The organism is Oryzicola mucosus (genome assembly GCF_014534685.1).
GTDB classification, from domain to species: Bacteria; Pseudomonadota; Alphaproteobacteria; order Rhizobiales; family Rhizobiaceae; genus Oryzicola; species Oryzicola mucosus.
Window position 1 is genome coordinate 663995 of record NZ_JACVVX010000001.1, and the last position, 25914, is coordinate 689908.

Annotated in this window: 23 protein-coding genes; 14 read left to right on the forward strand and 9 right to left on the reverse strand. The window is 63.4% G+C overall.

The window, feature by feature from the left end:
• Nucleotides 1-3: 3 nt before the first annotated feature.
• Nucleotides 4-1632 (reverse strand): MFS transporter, encoded by a 1629-nt coding sequence (locus ICI42_RS03090; protein ID WP_188163050.1) that lies wholly within the window; start codon nt 1630-1632, stop codon nt 4-6.
• A 339-nt stretch (nt 1633-1971) separates the two neighbouring features.
• On the opposite strand from ICI42_RS03090, the gene ICI42_RS03095 reads away from it, so the two are divergent.
• From ICI42_RS03095 to ureC, 5 genes are all read left to right on the forward strand, one after another.
• Entirely contained in the window at nt 1972-2799 is an 828-nt protein-coding gene (locus ICI42_RS03095; RefSeq protein WP_188163051.1) for a ferredoxin--NADP reductase, read from the forward strand.
• Between the two features lie 158 nt (nt 2800-2957).
• Nucleotides 2958-3854, forward strand: coding sequence for an urease accessory protein UreD (locus tag ICI42_RS03100; protein WP_188163052.1), 897 nt, complete (start codon nt 2958-2960; stop codon nt 3852-3854).
• A 21-nt stretch (nt 3855-3875) separates the two neighbouring features.
• Nucleotides 3876-4178 carry an urease subunit gamma gene (gene ureA, locus ICI42_RS03105; RefSeq protein ID WP_188163053.1) on the forward strand — a complete coding sequence of 101 codons (303 nt, stop codon included), beginning with the start codon at nt 3876-3878 and terminating at the stop codon, nt 4176-4178.
• 22 nt (nt 4179-4200) lie between these two features.
• Nucleotides 4201-4512: an urease subunit beta gene (locus tag ICI42_RS03110; protein WP_188163694.1), complete on the forward strand. Its 312-nt coding sequence runs from the start codon at nt 4201-4203 to the stop codon at nt 4510-4512.
• Nucleotide 4513: 1 nt separating this feature from the next.
• A complete protein-coding gene (gene ureC, locus ICI42_RS03115) occupies nt 4514-6217 on the forward strand; it encodes an urease subunit alpha (RefSeq protein ID WP_188163054.1) in 1704 nt (567 codons plus the stop codon).
• A 78-nt stretch (nt 6218-6295) separates the two neighbouring features.
• Here the strand turns inward: ureC and ICI42_RS03120 are convergent, their stop codons facing one another.
• Nucleotides 6296-6967: an urease accessory protein UreF gene (locus ICI42_RS03120; RefSeq protein ID WP_188163055.1), complete on the reverse strand. Its 672-nt coding sequence runs from the start codon at nt 6965-6967 to the stop codon at nt 6296-6298.
• Nucleotides 6968-7123: 156 nt separating this feature from the next.
• Here ICI42_RS03120 and gshB point away from each other — a divergent pair, with 156 nt between their 5' ends.
• Both gshB and ICI42_RS03130 read left to right on the forward strand, forming a co-directional pair.
• A complete protein-coding gene (gshB, locus tag ICI42_RS03125; RefSeq protein ID WP_188163056.1) occupies nt 7124-8065 on the forward strand; it encodes a glutathione synthase in 942 nt (313 codons plus the stop codon).
• 123 nt (nt 8066-8188) lie between these two features.
• Nucleotides 8189-9718, forward strand: coding sequence for a YifB family Mg chelatase-like AAA ATPase (locus ICI42_RS03130; RefSeq protein WP_188163057.1), 1530 nt, complete (start codon nt 8189-8191; stop codon nt 9716-9718).
• Between the two features lie 118 nt (nt 9719-9836).
• On the opposite strand, the gene mepA is transcribed toward ICI42_RS03130, so the two are convergent.
• The 4 genes from mepA to ICI42_RS03150 all read right to left on the reverse strand — a co-directional run bounded on the left by mepA (nt 9837) and on the right by ICI42_RS03150 (nt 13788).
• On the reverse strand, nt 9837-10916 hold the full coding sequence (gene mepA / locus ICI42_RS03135; RefSeq protein ID WP_230980134.1) for a penicillin-insensitive murein endopeptidase: 1080 nt from the start codon (nt 10914-10916) through the stop codon (nt 9837-9839).
• A 148-nt stretch (nt 10917-11064) separates the two neighbouring features.
• Nucleotides 11065-11967, reverse strand: a complete 903-nt coding sequence (locus ICI42_RS03140; protein ID WP_188163058.1) for an SDR family oxidoreductase — start codon at nt 11965-11967, stop codon at nt 11065-11067.
• Nucleotides 11964-13115, reverse strand: a complete 1152-nt coding sequence (gene queG, locus ICI42_RS03145) for a tRNA epoxyqueuosine(34) reductase QueG (RefSeq protein WP_188163059.1) — start codon at nt 13113-13115, stop codon at nt 11964-11966. Before queG ends, ICI42_RS03140 begins: the two co-directional genes overlap by 4 nt.
• The gene (locus tag ICI42_RS03150; RefSeq protein ID WP_188163060.1) at nt 13096-13788 is read right to left on the reverse strand and encodes a glutathione S-transferase family protein; all 693 of its coding nucleotides are present in this window, start codon (nt 13786-13788) and stop codon (nt 13096-13098) included. The genes queG and ICI42_RS03150 overlap by 20 nt, the downstream gene beginning before the upstream one ends.
• A gap of 150 nt (nt 13789-13938) precedes the next feature.
• Here ICI42_RS03150 and ICI42_RS03155 point away from each other — a divergent pair, with 150 nt between their 5' ends.
• Nucleotides 13939-14745, forward strand: coding sequence for an undecaprenyl-diphosphate phosphatase (locus ICI42_RS03155; RefSeq protein WP_188163061.1), 807 nt, complete (start codon nt 13939-13941; stop codon nt 14743-14745).
• Between the two features lie 259 nt (nt 14746-15004).
• Here ICI42_RS03155 and ICI42_RS03160 read toward each other — a convergent pair whose 3' ends face one another.
• Nucleotides 15005-15979 carry a complex I NDUFA9 subunit family protein gene (locus tag ICI42_RS03160; RefSeq protein ID WP_188163062.1) on the reverse strand — a complete coding sequence of 325 codons (975 nt, stop codon included), beginning with the start codon at nt 15977-15979 and terminating at the stop codon, nt 15005-15007.
• A gap of 176 nt (nt 15980-16155) precedes the next feature.
• Here ICI42_RS03160 and ICI42_RS03165 point away from each other — a divergent pair, with 176 nt between their 5' ends.
• Nucleotides 16156-17646 carry an FAD-binding oxidoreductase gene (locus ICI42_RS03165; protein ID WP_188163063.1) on the forward strand — a complete coding sequence of 497 codons (1491 nt, stop codon included), beginning with the start codon at nt 16156-16158 and terminating at the stop codon, nt 17644-17646.
• A 23-nt stretch (nt 17647-17669) separates the two neighbouring features.
• Here the strand turns inward: ICI42_RS03165 and ICI42_RS03170 are convergent, their stop codons facing one another.
• Nucleotides 17670-18122, reverse strand: a complete 453-nt coding sequence (locus ICI42_RS03170) for a DoxX family protein (protein ID WP_188163064.1) — start codon at nt 18120-18122, stop codon at nt 17670-17672.
• Nucleotides 18123-18420: 298 nt separating this feature from the next.
• Here ICI42_RS03170 and ICI42_RS03175 point away from each other — a divergent pair, with 298 nt between their 5' ends.
• Nucleotides 18421-19491 carry a M24 family metallopeptidase gene (locus ICI42_RS03175; RefSeq protein ID WP_230980135.1) on the forward strand — a complete coding sequence of 357 codons (1071 nt, stop codon included), beginning with the start codon at nt 18421-18423 and terminating at the stop codon, nt 19489-19491.
• 1 nt (nt 19492) lies between these two features.
• On the opposite strand, the gene ICI42_RS03180 is transcribed toward ICI42_RS03175, so the two are convergent.
• Nucleotides 19493-20290, reverse strand: coding sequence for a purine-nucleoside phosphorylase (locus tag ICI42_RS03180; RefSeq protein WP_188163066.1), 798 nt, complete (start codon nt 20288-20290; stop codon nt 19493-19495).
• Nucleotides 20291-20486: 196 nt separating this feature from the next.
• Between ICI42_RS03180 and ICI42_RS03185 the strand changes: the two genes are divergently transcribed.
• The 4 genes from ICI42_RS03185 to bglA all read left to right on the forward strand — a co-directional run bounded on the left by ICI42_RS03185 (nt 20487) and on the right by bglA (nt 25878).
• On the forward strand, nt 20487-21842 hold the full coding sequence (locus ICI42_RS03185; RefSeq protein ID WP_188163067.1) for an ABC transporter substrate-binding protein: 1356 nt from the start codon (nt 20487-20489) through the stop codon (nt 21840-21842).
• 196 nt (nt 21843-22038) lie between these two features.
• A complete protein-coding gene (locus ICI42_RS03190; protein WP_188163068.1) occupies nt 22039-23055 on the forward strand; it encodes a carbohydrate ABC transporter permease in 1017 nt (338 codons plus the stop codon).
• Between the two features lies 1 nt (nt 23056).
• Nucleotides 23057-24208 (forward strand): carbohydrate ABC transporter permease, encoded by a 1152-nt coding sequence (locus tag ICI42_RS03195; RefSeq protein WP_188163069.1) that lies wholly within the window; start codon nt 23057-23059, stop codon nt 24206-24208.
• The gene (gene bglA / locus ICI42_RS03200) at nt 24208-25878 is read left to right on the forward strand and encodes a beta-galactosidase BglA (protein WP_188163070.1); all 1671 of its coding nucleotides are present in this window, start codon (nt 24208-24210) and stop codon (nt 25876-25878) included. Before ICI42_RS03195 ends, bglA begins: the two co-directional genes overlap by 1 nt.
• The last annotated feature ends 36 nt before the right edge of the window (nt 25879-25914 follow it).

Sequence of the window (25914 nt, forward strand, 5' to 3'; positions counted from 1 at the left end):
CGATCAATGCGGGTGGTCGTGCACGGACTTGAGCGGCATGTCGTCATGCAGCGGCACCGTCTGGCGCTCGATCATGCGATGGACGCGCACCTGTTCGCCACGATGCAGCGCGCGCAGCCGTTCGGCGGATTCGGCATCGGCCTGGGTCCGCCGCGTATTGTGGCGGATGTATTCCACCCAGGTCGGGACATGATAGGTCTCGGTCCAGATTTCCGGGTTTTCAAGGTCGCGTAGCAAGGCCCATTGTCGCGCGCCGTCGCGGATGCGGATGCGGCGCCGGTCGGACATGGCGGCGAGGAAAGCGGGCACATCTTCCTGGGCGATTTCATAGTCGACCATGACCATGATCGGTCCGCTTCGGGGCTTGAGGTCCAAGCGCAGGATCGGCTCGCTGAAGCGGTCGAGCGGATCGAGGTTGAGTTTTCCCAGTTCCGGCAAAGCGAAACTCACCCCGATTGCAGCCCCTGCGACCAGCGACACGGCGGACATGACCAGGGCCGGCGAAACCCCATGCGCTTCCGCCAAAGTGCCCCAAAGCCAGGCGCCCCCGGCCATGCCGCCAAATGTGGCGGTTTGATAAAGCGACAGGGCGCGGCCCACCACCCAGCGCGGCGTCGACAGTTGCACGGTCACGTTGAAGAGCGACAAGGTGAGAACCCAGCAGGCGCCGGCGGGAACAAGCGCAAGGCAGGTGAGCCATGTCTGCCCGCTCCAGGCGATAAGCAGGGCTGCAGCGGCAAAGCCGACAAAGCCGCAGCGCACGATGGTCTCGTTCTGCAGCCGATCGCGAATCCAGCCGTTGGAAAAGGCCCCGCCGATAGCACCCGCGCCAAAGCAGCCGAGCATGATGCCATAGGTCAGCGCGCCGCCCTCGACGAGATCGCGGGCGACGAGAGGTAGCAGTGCGACCACTGCAATCGCGGTCATGCCGAAGGCGAAACCGCGAAACAGCACTTTGATCAGGTTCGGCGACATGGCGATGTAGCGAAGCCCGGCTGCCATGGCGCTGCCCAACGCCTCGCGCGGCAGCGTGTTCTTGACCACCGGACGCTTCCAGAGGGTCAGCGCCGCCAGCAGAGGGATGTAGGTGAACGCGTTGACCGCAAAAGCCGCCGCCGCGCCCACGGTCGCCACGATCAGGCCGCCGATTGCCGGGCCGACGCTGCGCATCAGGTTGAAGGCCATGCTGTTGAGCGTGACGGCGGAAGGAATATCCTCGCGCTTGACGATATCGCCCATCGAGGCCTGCCAGGACGGATTGTGCAAAGCCGTGCCGCAACCGATCAGGAAGGTAAAGGCAAGAAGCAGCCAGGGCGTCAGCAATCCCTGCCAGGCGCAGACGGCGAGGCCGATCGAGATCGCCATCATCAGCGTCTGTGCCGTCAGCATGACGCGACGCCGGTCGACGCTGTCGGCCAGCGCGCCGGCGGCAATGGAAAACAGCATGATCGGCAAGGTCGTCGCCGCCTGCACCAAGGCGACGAGATCGGACGAACTGGTCAGCATCGTCATCGTCCAGCCGGCCGCGACGCCCTGGATCAGGCCACCGAGATTGGAGACCAGCGTCGCGCTCCAGAGATTGCGAAAGGTGGCCTGCTTGAGGGGGGCGGTGAGCGATGAGCTGGGAACCATCAGCTGGTCCTTGTGGAATCGGAAAAGCGAGCCGTCTCAACAATCTATAGCGGTAAATGTGAGAACCAAACCTAAAGCATCGCACGCCAGCATCATATCGCCAGATACGGCTCTGTTTAGAACCACAATCCAAGTTTGTTCTGCATGCCGGCGAATCGCGGCAATAAAACAGCGCTTCCCAGATAATCCACGAAAACCTGTTTCCTTTCCTCACCTTGACGCTGATGCCCGCGACATACTAATTACAACGCAGCCAAAAGGGTCTTCCCTTACCGTTGTCGAAGTGAGCGCGCAGAAGCTGCGACGCGTGGCCCGGCTGATGCCGGGCGAGAGGTTTTCATGAGCGGATTGCCTGCCCAGAGCGTGGCCGAAGACCGGTCGCCAAAATTCCCGATCCCGGCCAATGTCTATGCCGAAAAAATCGTGTCGGTGACGCATTACACCGATCATCTGTTCTCGTTCCGCGTGACGCGGCCGCAGTCGCTGCGCTTCCGCTCGGGCGAATTCGTTATGATCGGCCTGCCGAACGCCGAAAAACCGGTCTATCGCGCCTACTCCATCGCCAGCCCGTCCTGGGATGAGGAACTGGAATTCTTCTCCATCAAGGTGCCGGACGGCCCGCTGACTTCGGAACTGCAGAAAATCCAGCCGGGCGACACGCTGCTGCTGCGCCAGAAGACGACCGGAACGCTGGTGCTCGACGCGCTGACGCCGGGAAAGCGCCTGTTCATGATCTCCACCGGCACCGGCATCGCGCCCTTCGCCAGCCTTTTGCGCGACCCCGACACCTATGAGCGCTACGAACAGGTCATCCTCACCCACACCTGCCGCGAGGTGGCTGAACTGAAATACGGACAGGAGCTTGTTGCCGACCTCGCCAACGATCCGCTGATCGGCGAACTGACGCATGGCCGCGTAACGCTGTACAACTCGACGACGCGCGAAGAATCGCCGCGCATGGGCCGCATCACCGCGCTCATCGACTCGGGCAAGCTCTACACCGACCTCGGCATCGCGCCGTTGAATCCCGAAACCGACCGGGTCATGATCTGCGGCTCCATGCACATGCTGAAGGACGTCAAGGAACTGGTCGAAAGCCGTGGCTTCGAGGAGGGTTCGCTGAACCATCCCAACACCTTCGTGGTCGAGCGCGCCTTCGTCGGCTGACCCTGCGTTCCCTACTGAGACCGACAGGGGCCTGAATACCATCTCCAAGCAACCTCGCCGCATCGGCGAGGTTGCACTCTTGCGCCAGGAATGCTCTGAATATAGTCACAGGCGGAATACTGCCGCTTGATTCATCATTGTCGTCGCATTCGGATCCCATGACCCTTATTTCGGCAGATCGATCGGGCTTCTCGACCGCCGCCAAGGTTGGTTTGCCCTTGTCGTTCGACGACCAGAAGGGCTGGGATGCTGAACTCGCCCTGGAGTTCGAGCGGTCGCACGGCGCGACGCGGCTGATGCGCAGGCATCATCGCGGCCCGTTGATGGTGCAACGCCCCTTCCATCCCGAAAACGACGGCACCTGCCACGTCTATGTGCTGCATCCGCCCGGCGGCGTGGCAGGCGGCGACCGCCTCGACCTGCGCTTCACCTTAGCCAGCGACGCGCGCTGCGTGCTGACGACGCCGGGTGCGGCCAAATTCTACCGCAGCGCCACCGGGGCGTCGCAATGCAACACGGTCACGGTCGCGTCGGGCGGCGTATGCGAATACCTTCCGCAAGAGACCATCGTCTTTTCCGGCGCCCAAGCCGCGCTGGAAACGCTGGTTTCACTTGAAGGCAATGCGACCTATATAGGCTGGGATATCGTCTGCCTCGGCCGTCCGGCCGCCAAGGAGGCGTTCGACAGCGGCAGCGTCACCCAGCGCATCGAGATCATCCGCGACGGCCGCCCGATCTGGTTCGAACGCATCCGGCTCGATGGCGGCTCGCCGATGCTGGCCGCACCCTATGCGCTGGCAGGCCAGACCGTCTTCGGCACCATGATCTGCGCCAGCACCGACCTGGACGACACCGTCGCCGACCAGGTGCGGGCCGCCGTCGGCCAGGTCAAAGACGGGTTGTTTTCGGTCAGCCGGCTCGACGACGTTCTGGTCTGCCGCTATCTGGGCCCGCAGGCGGCCGCGGCCAAGGCGCTGTTTGCCCATGCCTGGGATGCGATGCGCCGCGCCCTGCAGGACAAGCCGTCCTGCCCGCCGCGCATCTGGGCCACGTAACCATTCGAAGAGGAGCCTGTTATGGAATTGTTGCCGCGCGAGAAGGACAAGCTTCTGATCTTCACCGCAGGTCTTCTTGCCGAACGCCGCAAGGCGCGCGGTGTGAAGCTGAACTATCCGGAGGTCATCGCCTACATCTCGGCCGCCATCATGGAAGGCGCGCGCGACGGCAGGACGGTTGCCGAGCTGATGTCCTATGGCGCGACGCTCCTGACCCGCGACGACGTAATGGAAGGCATCCCCGAGATGATCCACGACATCCAGGTCGAGGCGACGTTTCCGGACGGCACCAAGCTCGTAACCGTTCACAACCCCATTCCGTGAGGGCCGACCCATGACCACTGCCATCATACCGGGCGAATTCTTCATCGAGGACGGCGAAATCGAGCTGAATGCGGGGCGCGAGAAGCGCAGCGTCGCCGTCGCCAATTCCGGCGACCGGCCCATCCAGGTCGGCTCGCACTACCATTTCTACGAGACCAACAGCGGTCTGGTGTTCGATCGGGAGCAAGCCAAGGGCTTCAGGCTCGACATTCCCGCCGGCACCGCCGTGCGCTTCGAGCCGGGGCAGGAGCGCAGCGTCACCCTCGTCGCCTTGGCCGGCGACCGCACGGTCTACGGCTTCAATGCAAAAATCATGGGCAAGCTGGAGAACTGACATGGTCACTATCACACGGCGTGCCTATGCCGACCTTTATGGCCCAACCACAGGCGACCGCATCAGGCTTGCCGACACCAGCCTGATCATCGAGGTCGAGCACGACCACACCAGCTATGGCGACGAAGTCACCTTCGGCGGCGGCAAGGTGATCCGCGACGGCATGGGCCAGAGCCAGCGGCTCATCGCCGATGTCGTCGACACCGTCATCACCAACGCCGTCATTCTCGACCATTGGGGCATCGTCAAAGCGGATGTCGGCATCAAGAACGGTCGCATCGTGGGCATCGGCAAGGCCGGCAATCCCGATATCCAACCGGGCGTGACCATCGTCATCGGCCCCGGCACCGACGTCATTGCCGGCGAAGGCAAGATCCTGACCGCCGGCGCCATCGACACCCACATCCACCTGATCTGTCCGCAACAGGCCGAGGAAGCGCTGACCACAGGCACCACCACGCTGGTGGGCGGCGGCACCGGCCCGTCGGTCGGCACGCTCGCCACCACGGTGACGCCCGGCACCTGGCACATCCACCGCATGCTGGAGGCCATAGAGGACCTGCCGATCAATGTCGGCCTGCTCGGCAAGGGCAATGCCAGCCTGCCGGAGCCGCTGCGCGAACAGGTGCGTGCCGGTGTCATCGGCCTCAAGCTGCACGAGGACTGGGGCACCACGCCCGCGGCCATCGACAACTGCCTGACCGTCGCCGACGAGGAAGACGTGCAGGTCGCGATCCACACCGACACACTCAACGAAAGCGGCTTCGTGCGCGACACCTTCGCCGCCATGAAGGGCCGCGCCATCCATTCCTTCCACACCGAAGGCGCGGGCGGCGGCCATGCGCCCGACATCATCACGGCGGCGGGCGAAGAGAACATTCTGCCCTCTTCCACAAATCCGACCCGGCCCTACACCATCAACACCATCGACGAGCATCTCGACATGCTGATGGTGTGCCACCACCTGTCGACCAACATTCCCGAGGACGTCGCCTTCGCCGAATCGCGCATCCGCAAGGAGACGATCGCCGCCGAGGACATCCTGCACGATCTCGGCGCGTTTTCGATGATGTCGTCGGATTCCCAGGCCATGGGCCGCATCGGCGAGACCGCGCTGCGCTGCTGGCAGACCGCCCACAAGATGAAGGTGCAGCGCGGCCCGCTCGCCGAGGACAGCGCTCGCAACGACAATTTCCGCGCCAAGCGCTACATCGCCAAATACACGATCAACCCTGCCATCACCCATGGCTTCGCCCATGAGATCGGTTCGGTCGAGGTTGGGAAACGCGCCGACCTGGTGCTGTGGAAGCCGGCCTTCTTCGGCGTCAAGCCGCATATGGTCATCCTTGGCGGCATGATTGCCACCGCCCCCATGGGCGATCCCAACGCCTCGATCTCGACGCCGCAGCCGGTGCATTACCGTCCGATGTTCGGCGCGCTCGGCCGTGCGCGGTCATCGACCGGCGTCACTTTCGTGTCCAAGGCAGCACTCGACGACGGCATCCGCGACAAGCTCAGGCTGCAGAAACAGCTCGTGGCCGTGCGCGGCACCCGCACCGTGCGCAAGAAGGACATGATCCACAATGCGCTGACGCCGAAAATCGAAGTCGATCCGCAGAACTATCAGGTTCGCGTCAACGGTCAGATCATCACCTGCGAACCGGCTGAAGCCCTGCCCATGACGCAGCGGTACTTTTTGTTCTGATCTATTCGTTTCGTCTCACCGCTCCCGGGAAGAAGGCGGCCCGACGGGCCTGATGAGCGACCGCATCGACCCCGGCCTTCAGGACCGGAACAGTCGGCTGTACTGCGTCTCATGCCAGGCGCTGGCCATGGCCATGCCGATCGCGGCATTGCCGACCGCGTCGTCCGGCAGGTTTTCCGCATGAGTAGCGGCGCGCTCAAGCACCGCATCCGCGGCAATCAGGATGCGCTGTCCGGCCGTCTGGCCGAGCGGCACGAGCCGTATCGCGGCCGCGACCTGGCTTTCCACCATGCTCCACATCAGCCCGCGCAGCGCCTCGCCGACCGGTAGCGCCCAGTGGTCGGCGGCAAGCGCGAAAGCGGCGGTATAGCCGAGCTGGTCGTTCGAACAATCCTTCGCCCGCGTCACGTCGAGATCGATCAGCAGCTGCAACAGTGCCGCGCCCATGCGCCGGTCTTCCAATTGCAGCTCGCGGCTCTCGCGGCCCGACGCCAGCCAGGCGTCCAGCCGCCGGAATGCGCCGACATCGCCGGCAGCGAGCGCCGTCATCATCCTGAGCAGAATCGCGCCGTCGAAGGCTGCAAAACTGTGTTCCAGCACGCCGAGAATCCACGCCCGCGCCGATTCCTCGTCCTTCACCCAGCCGTGCTGGACGGCACTTTCCAGCCCACGCGAATAGGAGAAAGCGCCGACCGGCAGGCTCGGGCTGGTCAGCCGCAGCAGATGCATCATCGAACCCGGTGCCGGCATTCTTGTTCCCTCGGCGCTCTCCCTACCGGTAGGGGGAGGCGTTGCCTCTGTAAAGCGCGATCGTCGTCGCCACACGATCCGCATTGGCATCCGGCCACGGAATCTATACATGCCGTTGACCGAGATTATTCAGACCCTGCTTAGCCGGAGTTTACCATGCTGCTCAAAGTCGCCGTCCAGATGGACCATGTTTCCACCATCTCTATTGCCGGCGACACCAGCTTCGCGCTTTCGCTCGAGGCGCAGCGGCGCGGCCACCAGCTGTTCCACTACACGCCCGATCGGCTCTCGCTGCGCGACGGCAAGGTTTTCGCGCGGCTGGAGACGCTCGAACTGCGCGACGTCAAGGGCGACCACTTCACCCTCGGCGAGCCGGTGCGCACCGACATGTCGGAGATGGACGTGGTGCTGCTGCGCCAGGATCCGCCCTTCGACATGAACTACATCACCACCACCCATATTCTGGAGCGCATCCACCCAAAGACGCTGGTGGTCAACGACCCGGCCTGGGTGCGCAACAGCCCGGAAAAGATCTTCGTCACCGAATTCGCCGACCTGATGCCCGAGACGCTGATCACCAAGGATGTGCGCGAGGTGGCCGCGTTCCGCAAGGAGTTCGGCGACATCATCATCAAGCCGCTCTACGGCAATGGCGGCGCCGGCATCTTCCACCTGCACGAGGCCGACCGCAACCTGTCCTCGCTGCTGGAAATGTTCGGCCAGATGTTCCGCGAACCCTTCATCGTGCAGCGCTACCTCAAGGAGGTGCGCGCCGGCGACAAGCGCATCATCCTGATCGACGGCGAGCCCGTCGGCGCCATCAACCGCGTGCCGGCGGAGCACGATGCGCGCTCCAACATGCATGCGGGCGGCCGTGCCGAAAAGACCGAACTGACGCAGCGCGAGCGCGAGATCTGCGCCCGTATCGGCCCCTCGCTGAAGGAGCGCGGCTTCATCCTCGTCGGCATCGACGTGATCGGCGACTACATGACCGAGATCAACGTCACCTCGCCCACCGGCGTGCGCGAGGTCAAGAAATTCGGCGGCGCCGATATCGCAGCCCTGTTCTGGGACGCGGTGGAGGCAAAGCGAGGCTGACAGCGGAAGCCGGCAAGAATGTTCTCTTAATGTTCTTGCGCATTCCTGCAATCTATGCTTGTCTTGGGCTCGGTTCATCCATGATCTGATCGCGGGCGAGTAGGGCGCCCGAATGGGGGCGGCATGGTCTCGCGCGTACGCACGGTTGCATTCCAAGGCATCGAGGCTGTTCCCGTCGACGTTCAGGTGATGATCGCGCCGGGCAAGGTGGGCATGCACATCGTCGGCCTGCCCGACAAGGCGGTGGCCGAAAGCCGCGAGCGGGTGCAGGCCGCCCTTCACGCGTCCGGCCTGTCGATGCCGCCAAAGAAGGTGACGGTCAATCTCGCTCCCGCAGACCTGCCCAAGGAAGGCAGCCATTACGATCTGCCCATCGCGCTCGGGCTGATGGCGGCACTCGGCGCGCTGCCGGGCGACGCGCTGGCGGGCTATGTCGTGCTCGGCGAACTGTCGCTCGACGGAACGCTGACGCCCGTCGCGGGTGCGCTGCCCGCTGCCATCGGCGCCAATGCGGAAGGCAAGGGCTTGATCTGCCCGCATGCATCGGGAGCGGAAGCCGCTTGGGCGGGCGCGGACATCGACATTCTGGCGCCGCGCAGCCTGATCGCCATCGCCAATCATTTTCGCGGCACGCAGGTGCTGTCACGGCCCGAACCGGGCGTGCAGGCGCCCGCCATCGGCCTGCCCGATCTCGCCGACATCAAGGGCCAGGAAAGCGCCAAGCGCGCACTCGAGGTGGCAGCCGCCGGCGGGCATAACCTTCTGATGGTCGGGCCTCCAGGCTCCGGCAAATCCATGCTGGCACAGCGTCTTCCATCGATCCTGCCGCCCTTGACGCCGCGCGAACTGCTCGAAGTCTCGATGATCGCTTCCATCGCGGGCGAGCTTTCCGGCGGCAAGCTGACCGACCGGCGGCCGTTTCGTGCGCCGCATCATTCCGCCTCCATGGCTGCGATGGTCGGCGGCGGGCTCAGGGCACGGCCTGGCGAGGTATCGCTCGCGCATAATGGCGTGCTGTTCCTCGACGAGTTTCCGGAATTCACGCCGCAGGTGCTGGATTCGCTGCGCCAGCCGCTGGAAACCGGCGACTGCATGATCGCGCGCGCCAACCACCGCGTCACCTATCCCTCGCGCATCCAGCTTATCGCCGCGATGAATCCGTGCCGCTGCGGCATGGCCGGCGAACCCGGCTTCCGCTGCCTGCGCGGGCCGCGTTGCCAGACAGATTATCAGGCGCGGATTTCCGGACCGATGCTCGACCGCATCGACCTCCGCATCGAGGTGCCCGCCGTTTCGGCCTCCGACCTGATCCGGCCGGGCAAGGCCGAGGCGAGTGCGGTCGTGGCGGCGCGGGTAGCCCAGGCGCGGTCGATGCAGCGGGCGCGCTTCGAGGCGCTCGGCCTCGACTGTACGACCAATGCGCAATGCCCAACGGGTGCGGTGGAGGAGATCGCGCTGCCCGATGGGCCTGGGCTCGCGCTGCTGCGCGATGCCAGCGAAAAGCTCGGCTTTTCCGCTCGCGCCTATCACCGCGTCCTCAAAGTCGCGCGAACGCTCGCCGACCTCGACGGTGCTGAGACGGTCGGTCGCATCCATTTGGCCGAGGCGATTTCCTACCGCATGGCGGCGGACAGGATGGCGCAGGCGGCTTGAACCGGAGGAGACGACACCGGCGCACTCCATCACGGCATCCGGAGCGCAGCCCGGCCGACTGCTTTCAAATCGGCACTTGTGCAAAGGCAGTTCGCCCTTGCGACACGCCGGTCGCAGGTCACTGCTGCGGGGGGCGCGGACGGGGCAGCGGGACGCCATAGTCCGGCGTCGGTGCGAAAGCGGAGATGCCGGCGGGCAAGGATGCAGCCGATGCCGCGCCGACCGACGCGGGCGGCTGGATGACCGGTTGCGCCGGGCTGGCAGCAACAGTGGTTGCCATGCCGTTGACCGGGTAAGTTACCGCCGCCTCGGAAACGGGATTGGGCTGCCCCAGCACGGCGCGGCATTCCTTGGGCAGGCTCGACATCGTCATCAGGTCGCGCGCCTTGGGCGCATCGGGGTTCTGGTTGGGGCGCCAGGGTTCTTCGGTGAACCACCAGGCGAGCGACTTGTCGCAGCCGTCGCCGGCTGCCGTGGCAGCCTGCGCCTTGCAACCGATGGAGCCGGGCTGGCAGCCGATGCGGACATGGAAATGATAGTCGTGCCCCCAGAACGGCCGGACCTTCTGCAGCCAGCTTCGGTCGCCCTTTACGGTGTCGCAGAGTTTTTTCTTGATGCCGGGATGTACCAGAATGCGCTCTACCTGCGGATAGCTCGCAGCGGTCTTCAGAAGTGACGCATGCGCCGGTGTCCACAACCTGTCGTCGACGGTGAGCCCGCCCTTTTTGATCATCGACACGGCAGGCATGTTCTCGCGTTCGGAGAGCGAAAGCCTGCGGTTGGGCATGGGCGTAAACCAGATATCGGCGTCGAGACCGATCTGGTGCGAGGCATGGCCGGACAGCATGGGTCCGCCGCGCGGCTGTGAGATATCGCCCAGCATCAGACCCGGCCAACCCACCTTGGTCGCATCGCGGGACAGTTGCTCGATCAACGCTATCATCGTGGGGTGGCCCCAGCGTCGGTTGCGCGACAGCCGCATCGCCTGCCAGGTCGGCCCGTCGGTGGCAATCGCCAAGCCGCCGGAAAAACAGCCTTTCGAATAAAACCCATAGGATCGCGCGGGTGCGACAGACGGCAGGCGCTCTGCCCCGAACAGGTTTTTGGCCAGTTCCTCGGACTGTGCGGCGGGCAGTTCGGCGGCGATCATCGTCCCGGCAGCAAGCAGCGCGGCTGCCGTGCCCACGATTTTGCGCATCCACTGTCTCATCTGCTCACCGTTCGTCTTGCCGGCTTCGCCGAAGCGATGCCTTTCCATCTTGCCTTATCGCCCAAGCTTTGGGACCGCTTGGTTAGCGAGAAGTAAATGGACACCGGAATGGTCGATCACATTTATCGACACACAGTCAGCCTTCCCGCATTGCGCTGCGCTCGTCGCCGCCCTCGCCTTTCCAGGTCCCGTCGCGCCACAGCGCGTTAAGCGCGATGCGATAATCTGGAAAGCGGAATGCATAGCCTTCTGCCTTGATCGCCGCGTTCGAAACGCGTTTGTTCTCGCCATAGAAAGACCGCGCCATGGGCGAAAGTTGGGCGGTCTCGAAAGCAATTTCAGCCGGCGGGGCGATGCCCATCAGTTCAGCCGCGTAAGATACAACATCCTGCGGCGGCGCGGGCAGGTCGTCGGTGACGTTGAACACCCCGCCTTTGCGTTTGCCGAGCAGATGCCAGGCAGCGCCCGCGATGTCTTCGACATGAATACGGTTGAACACCTGGCCGGGCTTCACCAGCCGCTTGGCCGTACCGTTCTGGAGATTGACAAGGGCATTGCGGCCCGGCCCATAAATGCCGGAAAGCCTCAAGATTGCCGTAGGTATTCCCGCCTTGTCGCCCAGGTCGAGCCACTGCCGCTCTGCCGCGACGCGCAATGTCGAGCGCCGCGAGGTCGGCCGGCATTCCGCAGTCTCGTCCACCCAAGCGCCGGCGTGGTCGCCATAGACGCCGACAGTGGAGAGATAGCCGATCCATTCGAGCCTGGGTATGGAGGATGGCACTATGGCGCCTGCCATTGCCAGAAGCGGGTCGCCTTCATCGCCGGGCGCCGCTGACACCAGAAGATGCGTTGCATCCTTCAACACCTCTATTGCAGCCGCATCCAGCGCACCATCGACGATCAGCGGCGCAATGCCAGCCTGCCTCAAGGCTTCGGCCTTCTCGGCAGAGCGCGTCGTGCCGTGGACGACAACACCCTCGGGAGCCTGACGGCCGAATGCCTTGCCGGAATAACCGGCGCCGAACACAAAAACACTCATGCATGAACTTTCGAGAGGGAGGAAATGCTGCGCCATTCCGCCAGAACGTCCGGGTCGGTTTCTTCCACGATAGCGGGCACGCAAAGGCTTGTGGCAAGGTCGGCGTCGAGCCGCGCGACTGCCCAGATCGCAGCGCCGCGCACGAGTGACGACGGGTCCGACAACAGGTCTCGGCAGGCGCAGAGCAGGCCCGCATCGGCGGAATTGCCGGCGGCAATCAGCACATTGCGCAGAAAGCGGTCGCGGCCGATGCGCTTGATCGGCGAGCCGGAAAACAGCGCCCGGAACGCCGCATCGTCCAGTGTCAGCAGATCCGCCAGCGCCGGTTCGCGCAGATCGTCACGGGCGATGAGTTTCGCCTCCGAGGCGGTTTTGGCGAACTTGTTCCAGGGGCAGGCTGCAAGGCAATCGTCGCAGCCATAAATCCGATTGCCGATGGCTGCGCGAAATTCCTGCGGTATCGGACCCTTGTTCTCGATGGTGAGGTAGGAGATGCAGCGCCGCGCATCGATCCGATAAGGAGCCGGAAATGCGTTGGTCGGGCAGGCGTCGAGGCAGGCGCGGCACGAGCCGCAGCGGTCGACATCGGCCTCATCGGGTTCCAATTCCGCTGTGGTGAAGATGGTGGCCAAAAACAGCCAGGAGCCGAGGTTACGGCTGACCAGATTGGTGTGCTTGCCCTGCCAGCCCAGGCCGGCCGCCTGTGCCAGGGGCTTTTCCATCACGGGTGCGGTGTCGACGAAAACCTTCACGTCGCCGCCGGCGCGCGCCACGATCTTGCCGGCGATGTCCTTGAGCCTGCCCTTGATGACGTCGTGATAGTCGCGGTTGCGGGCATAGACGGAAATCGCTCCGATCCCCTTGTGCGCCAGGATGCCGCGCGGATCGTGGTCGGGGCCGTAATTCATGCCGAGCACGACGATGGACCGCACCTCGGGCCACAGCACGGAAGGCTGCGCGCGGCGCTCCAGCGTCTCGGTGATCCAGTCCATGGAGCCGTGAAACCCGTCCGCGACGAACTGCCTGAGCCGTTCGGGGGCTTGCGGGATGGCATCGGGTCTCACCACGCCGACAGCGTCGAACCCCGCACGCGCGGCCTCGTTGTCGATCAGCGCGCGCAGCCGCGCCTCAGAAGTCGAGGTCCGCATAGTGCGACACCGGCGAAAGCCCACGCACCCGGTCGGACAGCAGCGGGCGGAAGGAGGGTCGGGACTTGACCCGCGTGTACCATTCGCGCGCGGCGGGATGGTCGCGCCAGTCGACCTCGCCGAGATAGTCGAGCACGGAGATGGAAGCGGCCGCGGCCAGGTCGGCATAGGTGATGCGCGCCCCGGCCAGCCAATGGCGCGTGCCGGCGAGCCAGTTGGTGTATTTCATGTGTTGGCGGATGTTGGACCGGGCAGCGCGGATGGCGCCCGAATCGGGCGAGCCGCCCCCCAGGGCCTCTGGCATCAGCGGCTTCAGCACGCGCTCGCGCACCAGATGCCGGGAGACTTCGCTTTCCGTCTTGGTCAGATACCAGTCGACCAGCCGGCGGATTTCGGCCCGGTCCATCGGGTCCTCTGCGAACAGCCGCCGGTCGCGCTTGAGCACGCCGCGCGTCTCGTCGAGATATTCGGCGATGGTCATGGCGCCTACGATGGGCACGTCGCCCTCGGCCAGGAGCACCGGCAGAGTGCCTGCGGGGTTCAGCGCCAGGAATTCCTTGCGCCGGGTCCAGGGCTTTTCCTCAATGAGTGCGATTTCCTCGCCATACTCGCCGAATACCAGGCGAATGAAACGGCATGTCGCAAAAAGCGGGTGGTGGAAAAGCGTCAGCATGGCCCTGCGTGGTATTTGAAGTCTGCGGCTCTGGCGAATCGCATCATGCGCCGGTAATGCTTTGCAACCCGTTTAGACGGTGCCCGGCGCAAGACCTATAGGAGCAGTCGGGCGTCATGACAAGCAAGCGCGGCATTGCGCGGAGACAATATGGAAAGCCAGACGATCGTTGAAGCCCTCCTGCTGGGCCTGTTGGAGGGGCTGACGGAGTTCATTCCGGTGTCCTCGACCGGGCATATCCTGCTGGCGGGGCATTTCCTGGGTTTTGAATCCACCGGCAAGGCGTTCGAGGTGCTGATCCAGCTCGGCGCCATTCTCGCCATCCTCAGCGTCTATTTCGGCAAGCTGTGGAAAATGCTGACGAATTTGCCCAGCGATGCGCGCACGCGCCGCTTCGTGCTCGGCATTCTGGTTGCGTTTTTGCCGGCTGCCGTGATCGGCGCTTTGGCGCATGATTTCATCAAGTCTGTGCTGTTCGAAACCCCGATGCTGATCTGCATCATGCTGATCGTCGGCGGCTTCATCCTTCTCTATGTCGACCGCCTGCAGCTGCGGCCGAAATATCACGATGCGATGGATTTTCCGCTGCCCATGTGCCTGAGCATCGGCTTCATACAATGTCTGGCGATGATCCCGGGCGTTTCGCGTTCCGGCTCCACAATCGTGGGTTCGCTGCTTCTCGGCGCCGATAAACGCTCCGCCGCGGAGTTTTCCTTCTTTCTCGCCATGCCGACCATGGCGGGAGCCTTCGCCTACGACCTTCTCAAGAACCACGACGCCTTGTCGAATTCCGACATCACCATCATCGTCGTCGGCTTCATCGCCGCCTTCGTGTCCGGCCTGTTCGTGGTCAAGCACCTGCTCAATTACGTCTCGCGGCACGGCTACGCGCTGTTCGGCTGGTGGCGGCTTCTTGTTGGTGGCGTGGGCCTGATCGCGCTGCTCATCTGGGGGTGAGCGGCGCACCACCGCGCTTTCGTCATACTATGGCAAGCAAGGCGTAGCCGCGCGCGACCATAGTATCATGCCGTGACCTTGCGGACGAGGGTGGCGGTGCCATAGTTCGGCCTGCACTGCGAAGGCATCAGCGTAACGAATGGATTCCCGGGTTTTCAACCACGCTTCGCTCGACTTCACCCGCGAATGACGAAGCCGCGCGAGCGGCTTACCCAGATGGATCACCGTCAAGGACGGAGCAGGCCCAGCTAGTCCGTGATCAAGCCTCGGTCTTCTGCGTGAACTGTCCGGCCAGGCGGTAGCGCCAGAGATAGGACGGCAGGATCGCAGCCGTGCTGCGCGGCTCCAGGCCCATGCCATCAAGCGTCAGACCGGCCTTGATGGCATGCCCGGACACGACATTGTGGGTCTTCAGCAGTGCGACCTGATCCTTGGTCAGCAATGGATTGGGCAGAAGCTGCAGGATCGACGCCTTAAGATTGGCGAGCGACCACGGCAGAACAACCAAAAGCCGCTTGCGGCCGGTGATCTCCAGCATCTGTTCAAGGCATTCGCGGAAGGTCCTGACGTCGGGGCCGCCAAGCTCGTAGGTCTTGCCGGCTTCGAGCTTGCCCTGCACCGAGCGCACCACCGCTTCGGCGACGTCGCCGACGAAGACTGGCTGCAGCTTGGTCTCGCCGCCGCCGATCAGAGGCAGTGCCGGCGAGAAACGCGCCATATTGGCAAAGCGGTTGTAGAAGGCGTCCTCGGGGCCGAAAACGATGGATGGGCGCAGGATCACGGCGTCCGGCAGGGTGTGCAGAACGGCTTTTTCGGCGCGCGCCTTGGTCTGGGCGTAGAGGGACTCGGAATGCGCATCGGCGCCGATGGCCGACACATGGGTGAATTGCGCGCCGACGGAGCGGGCCGCCTCGGCAATCGCATGGGCGCCGAATTCCTGCACCGAGGAGAATTTCTGGCGACCGGCCTCATGCAGGATGCCGACGAGGTTGACGACATGGGTCGCGCCCTGCACCGCGCGGTCGACAGACCAGCGCACCCGCACATTGGCCTGGATCGGCTGGATCTGGCCGACATTGCCGAGCGGCTGGAGGAAATTGGCCAGTTCCGGCCGGCGGCAGGCGACGCGCACCAGATAGCCCCGCTTGGCCAGCGCGCGCACGACATGGCGGCCGACGAAACCGGAACCGCCGAACACGGTCACGATCTGGGGGGTCTGGAGTATTTCGGTCATCGCTGGCTCCGGCGCTAGCATGGCTGGGATGTCAGCGTTTCTTAGTCGCTTTCTGGCAAAAGGCAAAGAGCGACGCAGCGTCGCTCATCGACATAGTTTGCCGCAGTCCGCAGCCGCTCAACCTCGCTTTAACCATGCCCATGCTTGATGCTCCTGAAGGATAGCGGAGACTGCGGATGACGACGACCAGGCGTACCTTTCTCATGGGCGGGGCCGCGGGTCTCGCAGCGGGCAGCCTCGGCCTGAATTTTGCCCGGGCGCGCGATGTCGCCGGCGACGTTCAAAGAGGGTTGGAAAGCCTCGGAAAAGGCCTCAAGGGCCGGCTGTTGCTGCCCGACGACTATGCCTATACGTTTGCGGCGATGCCGAACAATGCGCGCTGGTCCGGCGTTCTGCCCAAAGCCATCGCCCGTTGTGCCGATGCGCAGGACGTTCAGGCCTGCATCGCGTGGGCACGCGACAACGAACAGCCTTTCGCCATCCGCTCGGGAGGCCATTCCTATGCCGGCTACTCGACGACGGACGGACTCTTGATCGACCTGAAAGGCCTGAAGGGCTCGAGCATCGACCTCCAGAACGGCACGGCGACCCTGCAGGGCGGCGTCAACAACGAGGGCAGCGCCGGCGCCTTGCGCGGGCTGCCCTTCGCCATCCCCTCGGGACGATGCCCCACAGTGGGCGTCGGCGGACTGGTTCTCGGCGGCGGCTGGGGCTTTTCGGCCACCCATGCGGGCATGACCTGCGACAGCCTGCTGTCCACCGAAGTCGTGCTGGCCAATGGCGACAGGATCACCGCCAGCGAGAACGAGGCGAGCGATCTGTTCTGGGCGGCGCGCGGCGGCGGCGGCGGCAATTTCGGCGTCCACACCGCTTTTACCTTCAAGCTGCGCCCGGTGCACGACCTGGTCACCTTCAACATCTTCTGGCCGGGCGGCAAGGGCGTCGAGATGATGTCGATGCTGCAGGACATCCAGCTTGCCAACGCCACGACGATTTCGATGCGCAGCAAGATGACGCCCGCGACCAATATGGCGTTTCCGGGCATCGAGACGCTGGGCGCGCAGACGCTCGGCATCTACTGGGGCAAGGAAAGCGAATTGCACGAAATACTGCAGCCGGCCTTCGCCCTGCTTAAGCCGCATAGCAGCGAAATCAACACGATGCAGTACTGGAGCGCCCGCGATTATCTGGTGACGGACGATCCAATCGGGTTTTACGAAATCCGAGCCAACTACATCTCCGACCGTCTCAATGAGGACGGGCTGGAGACCATGCTGCGCTGGATGTCGAAATGGCCCGGCGGCTCGGTGCGTCAGGTCAATATGGGTGTCTTCTTCGCATCCGGTGGGGCGGTCAAGAACAAGCGTCCCGACGAGACGGCCTATGTCCACCGCGATTGCAACTTTCTGTTCGAAATGGAAACCGCATGGGGTCCGCTCGACAGTCCCGAGACGGTCGACCGCCAGCGCGGCTGGCTCAAAGACTACGTCGCCGATATGCAGCGCTTTTTGCTGCCCAGCGCCTATGTCAACTTCCCCAACCGCGACCAGCCGAACTGGCAGCAGGCCTATTACGGGCAGAATTTCGCGCGGCTGCAAAAGATCAAGAAACGCTACGACCCGGACAATATCTTCCGGTTCCACCAGAGCATTCCGCCCGCGGCCTGAAGACCGCGGGCGTGGCGGTAGACTTAGAATTCCTTGCCGATGCGGGCGTCTACCGAATGACGGTTGCCGCCGCGCACGAAGAAGAACAACAGGATCGCCGCCCAGAGAATAGACTTCTCCGCGCCGCTATAGCCCTGTCCCTGCGTAATCCAGTGGAACCACACCGTGACCAGCAGCACGAAAGTGGCGGCAAGAGCCGCCGGCCGCGTGAACAGGCCGAGGATCAGCAGGATGCCGCCGAAGAATTCGGTGATGGCCAGGAGCGGCGCCCACAGCACGCCGGGATAGAAGCCAAGGCTCTCGACCATGCCGGTGGCGCCGAAGGGGTCGATGATCTTGGGCGCGCCATGAATGACCAGAGCGCCACCGGCAACGACGCGCAACAGCGTCTCGGCGCCATCATGGAGGTTGCTATAAAGCCCGCGCAGCGCAGGGATGAAAAGGCGACGGTCTGCACCTGTCGTCGAAATGCTCACACTAATCTCCGGTTCTCTCGGCCAGCCGGCGCCTTGGGAGGATGCGCTGGCCGGCCGGGTTTTCGTCAAAACGATAACGTCCGGAAAGTCTTCGACTTTTCGGCGCGCTTCTAAACGCCGGATGCATCGATGACGGTCAAATCAACATAGTTTGAATAAACTTGATTTTCCAAGTCAAATTTTATTGCGTGCCGTTTCACACTCTTCATTTCGTATCGCCTTGTGAAGAGGGTGGGGTAGAAGGTAATGGGCTCGAAAAAGGGTTTGAGAAACGATGTTGTCGATCACCGAACAGAGAATGACCCGCCTGCGCGAGCGCATGGTCGCGACCGAAACCGACCTTGTCGTGCTCGGCCCCTCCTCGCACATGAAATGGCTGGCCGACCTGTCGCCGCATGGCGACGAGCGCCCTGTTTTGCTGATCGTCAGCCAGGGCCATGCCGGCTTCCTGATGCCGGCGCTGAACGTCGACAGTTCGCGCCAGCATACCGACCTGCCGTTTTATCCCTGGACAGACAGCGAAGGGCCCGACGATGCGCTGGCTGCGCTATTCCAGGCTTCAGGCATTTCCGAAAAGCCGTCGCTCGCCATCGACGAGACCATGCGCGCCGACTTCGCGCTTCTGGTTCTCGACGCCCTGCCAAACGCCAGACGCAAGTTCACGGACGACACAGTCGGTTATCTGCGCGCGCAGAAAGACGACAGTGAATATCAATCCCTGAGGGCCAATGCCCTCATCAACGACGGCGCGATGCGCGCAGCCTTCGCTGCGCTGAAGCCCGGCGTCACCGAACTCGACATCGCCGCCGTGGTGCGCGCCTATTATGCGGCCAACGGTGCGACCGCCGAATTCACCAGCGTCTGCTTCGGCGAAAACGGCGCCTTTCCGCACCATCATACCGGCGACAGAGTGCTGGGCAATAACGAGGCCGTGCTGATCGACATTGGCGGGCGCAGCAATGGCTATCCCAGCGACATGACACGCGTCGCCGTGGTTGGAACGCCTCCCGAAGGTTTCGATGAGGTGCATGCAGTGCTCGAGCGTGCGGTGGAAGCTGCGATTGCGGCAGCAAGGCCGGGCGTTGCCGCCAACGAGGTCGACAAAGCAGCGCGCGATGTCATTGCCGAAGCCGGCTATGGCGACTTCTTCCTGCACCGCACCGGCCACGGGCTGGGCATCGACATCCACGAGCCGCCCTACGTCACCGCAACGTCGGAAACCATCCTTGAGGAAGGCAACGTGTTTTCCATCGAACCGGGCATCTATCTCGCCGGCCGTTTCGGCCTGAGGCTGGAGGAGATCGTCATCCTGCGCGGCAACCGGGCCGAGGTTTTGTCGGAGCTTCCGCGCGACGCCTATCGAGCCTGAATCAGCCCAGACCGCCGATGGCGGTCTTGAGGATAGAAGCGAGCCGTTTGCCGCCCAAGGGCGCCATATCCTTGGTTTCCTGATGCGACAGCTCGCCGCCCGTCATGCCGGCAGCAAGGTTGGTGATAACCGAACAGGCCGCCACCCGCATGCCGAGAAAGCGCGCGATGATCACCTCCGGCACGGTCGACATGCCGACCGCATTGGCGCCGAACACACCAGCCATACGGATTTCCGCCGGTGTCTCGAAGGACGGCCCGGAGAACCACATATAGACCCCCTTGTGCAGTTCGGTGTCCGTCTCCTTAGCCGCCCGCTCGAGGCGTTCCGACAGATCCGGATCATAGGCTTGCGTCAGGCCGACGAAGCGCCGGTCGGATGGCTCGCCGAACAGGGGATTGGAGCCGGAGAAATTGATGTGGTCGGTGATCAGCATCACCGATCCGGGCGGCATGTCCGTCTCCAGCGAGCCGGCGGCATTGGTCAAAAATAGCGTGTCGACGCCGACGCCGGCGAGGATTTCCAAGGCCGGGCGCATGGCCGCGGCGTTACCGTGCTCGTAATAATGCGCCCGGCCCGACAGCACGATCACCGGCGTTCCCGACAGCGTGCCGACACGCAGTTCGCCGGAATGGCCGGTAACGCCGCTGATGGGGAACCCGGGTATCTCGCTGTAGGGAATGCTGATCGCGTCCGCCACTTCGTCGGCCAGACTGCCCAACCCCGAGCCCAGCACCACAGCGATTTTCGGCCGGCGATGCTCGAGCCAGCTCTTCAGAATATCGATGGATTGCTGCATGTCCGTCTCCTCTGCTCTGGCCTTTGAAGCATGGTGGGCGCGTCAGGAAAAGCCCGCGCCGCCGAACTGACGCACCGGAAGCCTCTCGGATCGGCTGGACAGTTGCACGATGCTGTTGTGTGAGGCACATTCTGCCAATCGTCGGCGGGATGGAAGGAGGTTTCATCCCGGCACACCGATCAACCGGGAGGTATCGATGAAGAAAACCCTCATGCTGGGCGTGGCGTTTGCAGCACTTTGCCTTGCCGCCCCTGCGCAGGCCGAACTGAAATTCAAGCCGGGCGAGGACGCCCGTTTCACCTGGGCGAACTACGACGATCTCAAAAAGGTCGACCTCAAGGGCGAGACACTGTCCATCTTCGGGCCCTGGCGCGGCGAAGACGAGGCGCTTGCGCGCAGCGTGCTCGAATACTTCTCCGAGGCGACCGGCGCGACCATCAACTATGCCTCGTCGGAAAACTACGAGCAGCAGATCGTCATCGATACGCAGGCCGGCAGCCCGCCCAACATCGCCATCCTGCCGCAGCCCGGCCTGATCCAGGATCTCGCCTCGAAGGGGCTGCTGACGCCGCTGGATGAAGGCACGGCCAATTTCGTCAAGGAAAACTATGGCGCAGGCCAGTCCTGGGTCGATCTCGGCACCTTCAACGACAAGGACGGCAAGGCCGGCTTTTACGGCTTTCCGTTCAAGGCCGACCTGAAATCGCTGGTCTGGTACGTGCCTGAAAACTTCGAGGAAGCGGGTTACGAAGTGCCCAAGACCTGGGAGGACATGCAGAAGTTGACCGACCAGATCGTCGCCGATGGCGGCGTGCCGTGGTGCATTGGCCTGGGCTCGGGCGGCGCTACCGGCTGGCCGGCCACCGACTGGGTGGAAGACATCATGCTGCGCACACAGACGCCCGAGGTTTACGACCAGTGGACCAAGAACGAGATCAAGTTCAACGATCCCGCCGTGGTCAACGCGCTGACCATCTTCGCCGATATCGCCACCAATGACAAATATGTCGACGGCGGCAAGGCAGCCGTCGCCGCTACCGATTTCCGCGACAGCCCCAAAGGGCTCTTCGCCGTCCCACCGAAATGCTACCTTCACCGCCAGGCCTCGTTCATCTCCTCCTTCTTCCCCGAAGGCACGGAGCTGGGCGAGGATGCCGACTTCTTCTACCTGCCGGCCTATGCCTCCAAGCCCGAACTGGGCACGCCGGTGCTGGGCGGCGGCACGCTGTTCACCATCACCAAGGATTCCAAGGCCGCGCGCGCGTTCATCGACTATCTGAAGATGCCTTTGGCGCATGAAATCTGGATGGCGCAATCCGGCTTCCTGACACCGCTCAAGACGGTCAACAAGGACGCCTATGCCAATGACGCGCTGAAGCGGCAGGGCGACATTCTGGTCGACGCCACGACCTTCCGCTTCGACGGGTCCGACCTGATGCCCGGCAAGATCGGCGCCGGCGCTTTCTGGACCGGCATGATCGACCTCGTCGGCGGCAAGTCGCCGGAAGCGGTCGGCACCGACATCCAGAAGAGCTGGGACGGGATCAAGTAGCAGCCACCTGCCTTCTCCTCTTGTGGGAGAGGGTGCCTGAGCGAAGCAAAGGCGGATGAGGGGTGTTGGGCTAAATCCGACGTTTCATCTTCCAGCACCCCTCATCCGACCTCGCCATTCGCTGCGCTCAGCTCGGCTACCTTCTCCCACAAGGGGAGAATGTAGAAGCGGCAGCCCGCTTACCGCGGAGGGACTCATGGGATCTCAAATCTTTTCCGCCATCTTGGTCATCATCGTCGGGGTCGGCGGCTGCGTTGCCTATTTCTGGGGCGCAAACAAGCTGCTCGATCTGGCCTTTCCCTCGCGCGGTGTGGCGGGACGCGCGGCCATCGACAATCTGCGCCGCCAGGGCATCGTGCGGCCCTGGCTGTTCGTCGGCCCGGCCCTGCTGATCCTCACCGTCTACCTGATCTATCCCGTGGTCGACACGCTGCGGCTGTCCTTCATGGACCGTGCCGGGCAGAATTTCGTCGGCCTAGCCAACTATCAATGGGCAGTGGGCGACCGCGAATTCCGCACCTCGATCCTCAACAACTTTCTCTGGCTCGCCGTCGTGCCGGCAGCCTGCACCTTCCTGGGCCTGATCATCGCTGTTTTGACCGACAAGATCTGGTGGGGCAACATTGCAAAGAGCCTTGTGTTCATGCCGCTCGCCATTTCCTTCGTCGGCGCCAGCGTGATCTGGAAGTTCATCTACGAATACCGCGCCGAGGGCCAGACCCAGATCGGCATCCTCAATGCCTTCATCCAATATCTCGGCGGTACGCCGCAAGTCTGGATCTCCATCCCGTTCTGGAACAATTTCTTCCTGATGGTCATCCTGATCTGGATCCAGACGGGCTTCGCCATGGTCATCCTGTCATCCGCTTTGCGCGGCATTCCGGAAGAGACTATCGAAGCCGCAGTCATCGACGGCGCCAACCCGTTCCAGATCTTCTGGCGCATCATGGTGCCGCAGATATGGGGCACCATCGCCGTGGTCTGGACCACCATCACCATACTCGTGCTGAAGGTGTTCGACATCGTCCTGACGATGACCAACGGGCAGTGGAACAGTCAGGTGCTGGCCAATCTGATGTTCGATTGGATGTTCCGCGGCGGCGGCGACTTCGGCCGGGGTGCCGCGATTGCCGTTGTCATCATGCTGGCCGTCGTGCCGATCATGATCTGGAACATCCGCCAGGCGACGCGCGAGAGCGGGGAAGGACACTGACATGGCCAATACCCGTGGAAAGTCGTTCATCGGCCGCTTCGGCGTCCACATCGCCGTTTTGATCTTCGTCGCCATCTGGACGATCCCGACGCTGGGCATCCTCGTTACCTCGTTGCGCGACAAGGACCAGATCACGGTTTCGGGCTGGTGGACGGCGCTGACGAGTTCGACGCAGACGGTTGCCGGGCGCCTCCCCGGCGCTTCTGCGCAGGTGGAACGCGACGGCACATTCGTCATCGAAGGCAACATCTTCGAAAGCGGCAGCGGCCAGGTCGGCGCCTTCGGCACGCGGGTGCAGGCGCCGACGCAATATGCGGCGGGCGAGACAGCCGAACTGAATGACGGCGTCACCATGCAGCTCAACGAGGATGGCAGCTTCGTGCTGACCTCGCCGCAGGCGTTCGAGGGCGACCGAGGCCAGCGGGTCTATTATTCGGTGCTGCAGCCACCTAGTTTCACCACAGAAAACTACAACACCGTGCTGTTTTCGGAAGGCATCGGCCGGTCCTTCCTGAATTCGCTGACGGTGACCGTGCCGGCCACCGTCATCCCGATCCTGATTGCCGCCTTCGCGGCCTATGCGCTGGCCTGGATGCGCTTTCCCGGCCGCGCGCTTCTGATCGCAGCCATCATCGGTCTGCTCGTCGTCCCGCTGCAGATGTCGCTGATCCCGCTGCTCAAGCTCTACAATGGCGTCGGCGCGTTTTTCGGGGTACCGGCCAAGACCTACCTCGGCATCTGGCTGGCGCATACCGGCTTCGGCCTGCCCTTTGCCATCTACCTGCTGCGCAGCTACATCGCCGGCCTGCCGCGCGAGATCATGGAGTCGGCGCGGATCGACGGCGCGTCGGATTTCGAGATTTTCGTCAAGATCGTCCTGCCGCTGTCGTTCCCGGTGCTGGCGTCCTTTGCTATCTTCCAATTTCTCTGGGTATGGAACGATCTCTTGGTTGCGATGGTTTTCCTAGGAAGCGGCTCCGACCAGCTCGTGCTCACGGGCAAGCTCAATGCGCTGCTTGGTTCACGCGGAGGCGATTGGGAAATCCTGGCGACCTCCGCTTTTGTGACAATCATAGTACCGTTGATCGTGTTCTTTTCGCTTCAGCGCTACTTCGTCCGCGGCCTCCTCGCGGGCTCCGTCAAAGGTGGTTAATGGTCAATACAGCATTTCAAAACCCGATCGAGGATGCGGTTCTGGCACCCGCCGCGGATCGCGACTGGTGGCGCGGGGCGGTGATCTACCAGATCTATCCGCGCAGCTACCAGGATTCGAACGGCGACGGCGTAGGCGACCTCGTCGGCATCATCCAGCGCCTGCCGCATATCGCGGATCTCGGCGCGGATGCGATCTGGATTTCGCCTTTCTTCAAGTCGCCGATGAAGGATTTCGGCTACGATATCTCCGACTATCGCGAGATCGATCCGATCTTCGGCACGCTCAGCGACTTCGAAATCCTGATCGCCGAAGCGCACCGGCTCGGGCTCAAGGTGATGATCGACGGGGTGATCTCCCACACCTCCGAACTGCATGAGTGGTTCGTCGAAAGCCGGTCCAGCCGCGACAACCCCAAGGCCGACTGGTACGTTTGGGCCGATGCCAGCCCCGACGGCACGCCGCCCAACAACTGGCTGTCGATCTTCGGCGGATCGGCTTGGCGCTGGGATACCCGGCGCATGCAATATTACATGCACAACTTCCTGCCCGAGCAGCCCGACCTCAACTTCCACAATCCCGAGGTGCAGGACGCCGTGCTCGACATCGTGCGGTTCTGGCTCGACAAGGGTGTCGACGGCTTCCGCCTCGACACGATCAATTTCTACTTCCACAGCCAGGGGCTGGAGAACAACCCGGCGCTCGCCGCGGACGAGCGCAACGCGCAGACGGCACCTGCGGTGAACCCCTACAATTTCCAGGACCACATCTTTGACAAGAGCAGGCCGGAAAACCTTTTATTCCTCGAGCGTCTCCGACAGGTGATGGACGAATATCCGGCAGCAGCCGCCGTGGGCGAAGTCGGCGATTCCCAGCGCGGGCTGGAGGTGGTCGCCGCCTATACAGAAGCCGACAAGCGGGTGCAGATGTGCTACGCCTTCGACTTCCTCGCCCCCGACAAGATCAGCGCCGGCAATGTCCGCACGGTGCTCGAACAGTTCGGCCATGTCGCCAGCAGCGGCTGGGCATGCTGGGCTTTCTCCAACCACGACGTGGTGCGCCACGCGACGCGCTGGGGCGCAGGCGAGCCGGATCTGACCGCCTATCTCAAGGTGATCTCGGCGGCGATGATGTCGATGCGCGGCTCGGTCTGCATCTACCAAGGCGAGGAACTTGGCCTGACCGAAGCCGATCTCGCGCTGGAGGATTTGCAGGACCCCTACGGCATCCGCTTCTGGCCGGAATTCAAGGGCCGCGACGGGTGCCGCACGCCGATGGTCTGGGACCGTATGGCGATCTATGGCGGCTTCTCCACCGCCAAACCCTGGCTTCCGGTCCCGTCCGAGCATCTGGCGCTGGCCGTCAACATGCAGCAGGGCGACGAGCAGTCGCTGCTCGAGCATTATCGCCGCTTCATCGCCTTCCGCAAGCAGCACCCGACCTTCACCAAGGGCGACATCAATTTCATCGACACGGAGGGTGATGTACTCGCCTTCACACGCCGCGCCGGCAACGACCAGGTAGTCTGCGTCTTCAATCTCGGCAGCGCGCCCGCGACGCTGAAGTTCGCAGGTACCGAGCCGCTGACCGGGCATGGCATGGAGGCGGCCGCGGTGGGTGGGAACATCGAGCTGCCGCCCTATGGCGCATGGTTCGGGCGCGCCGGCTGATCGGCGCATAGTTTGTGAAGCGAAACGGGTTGGGAG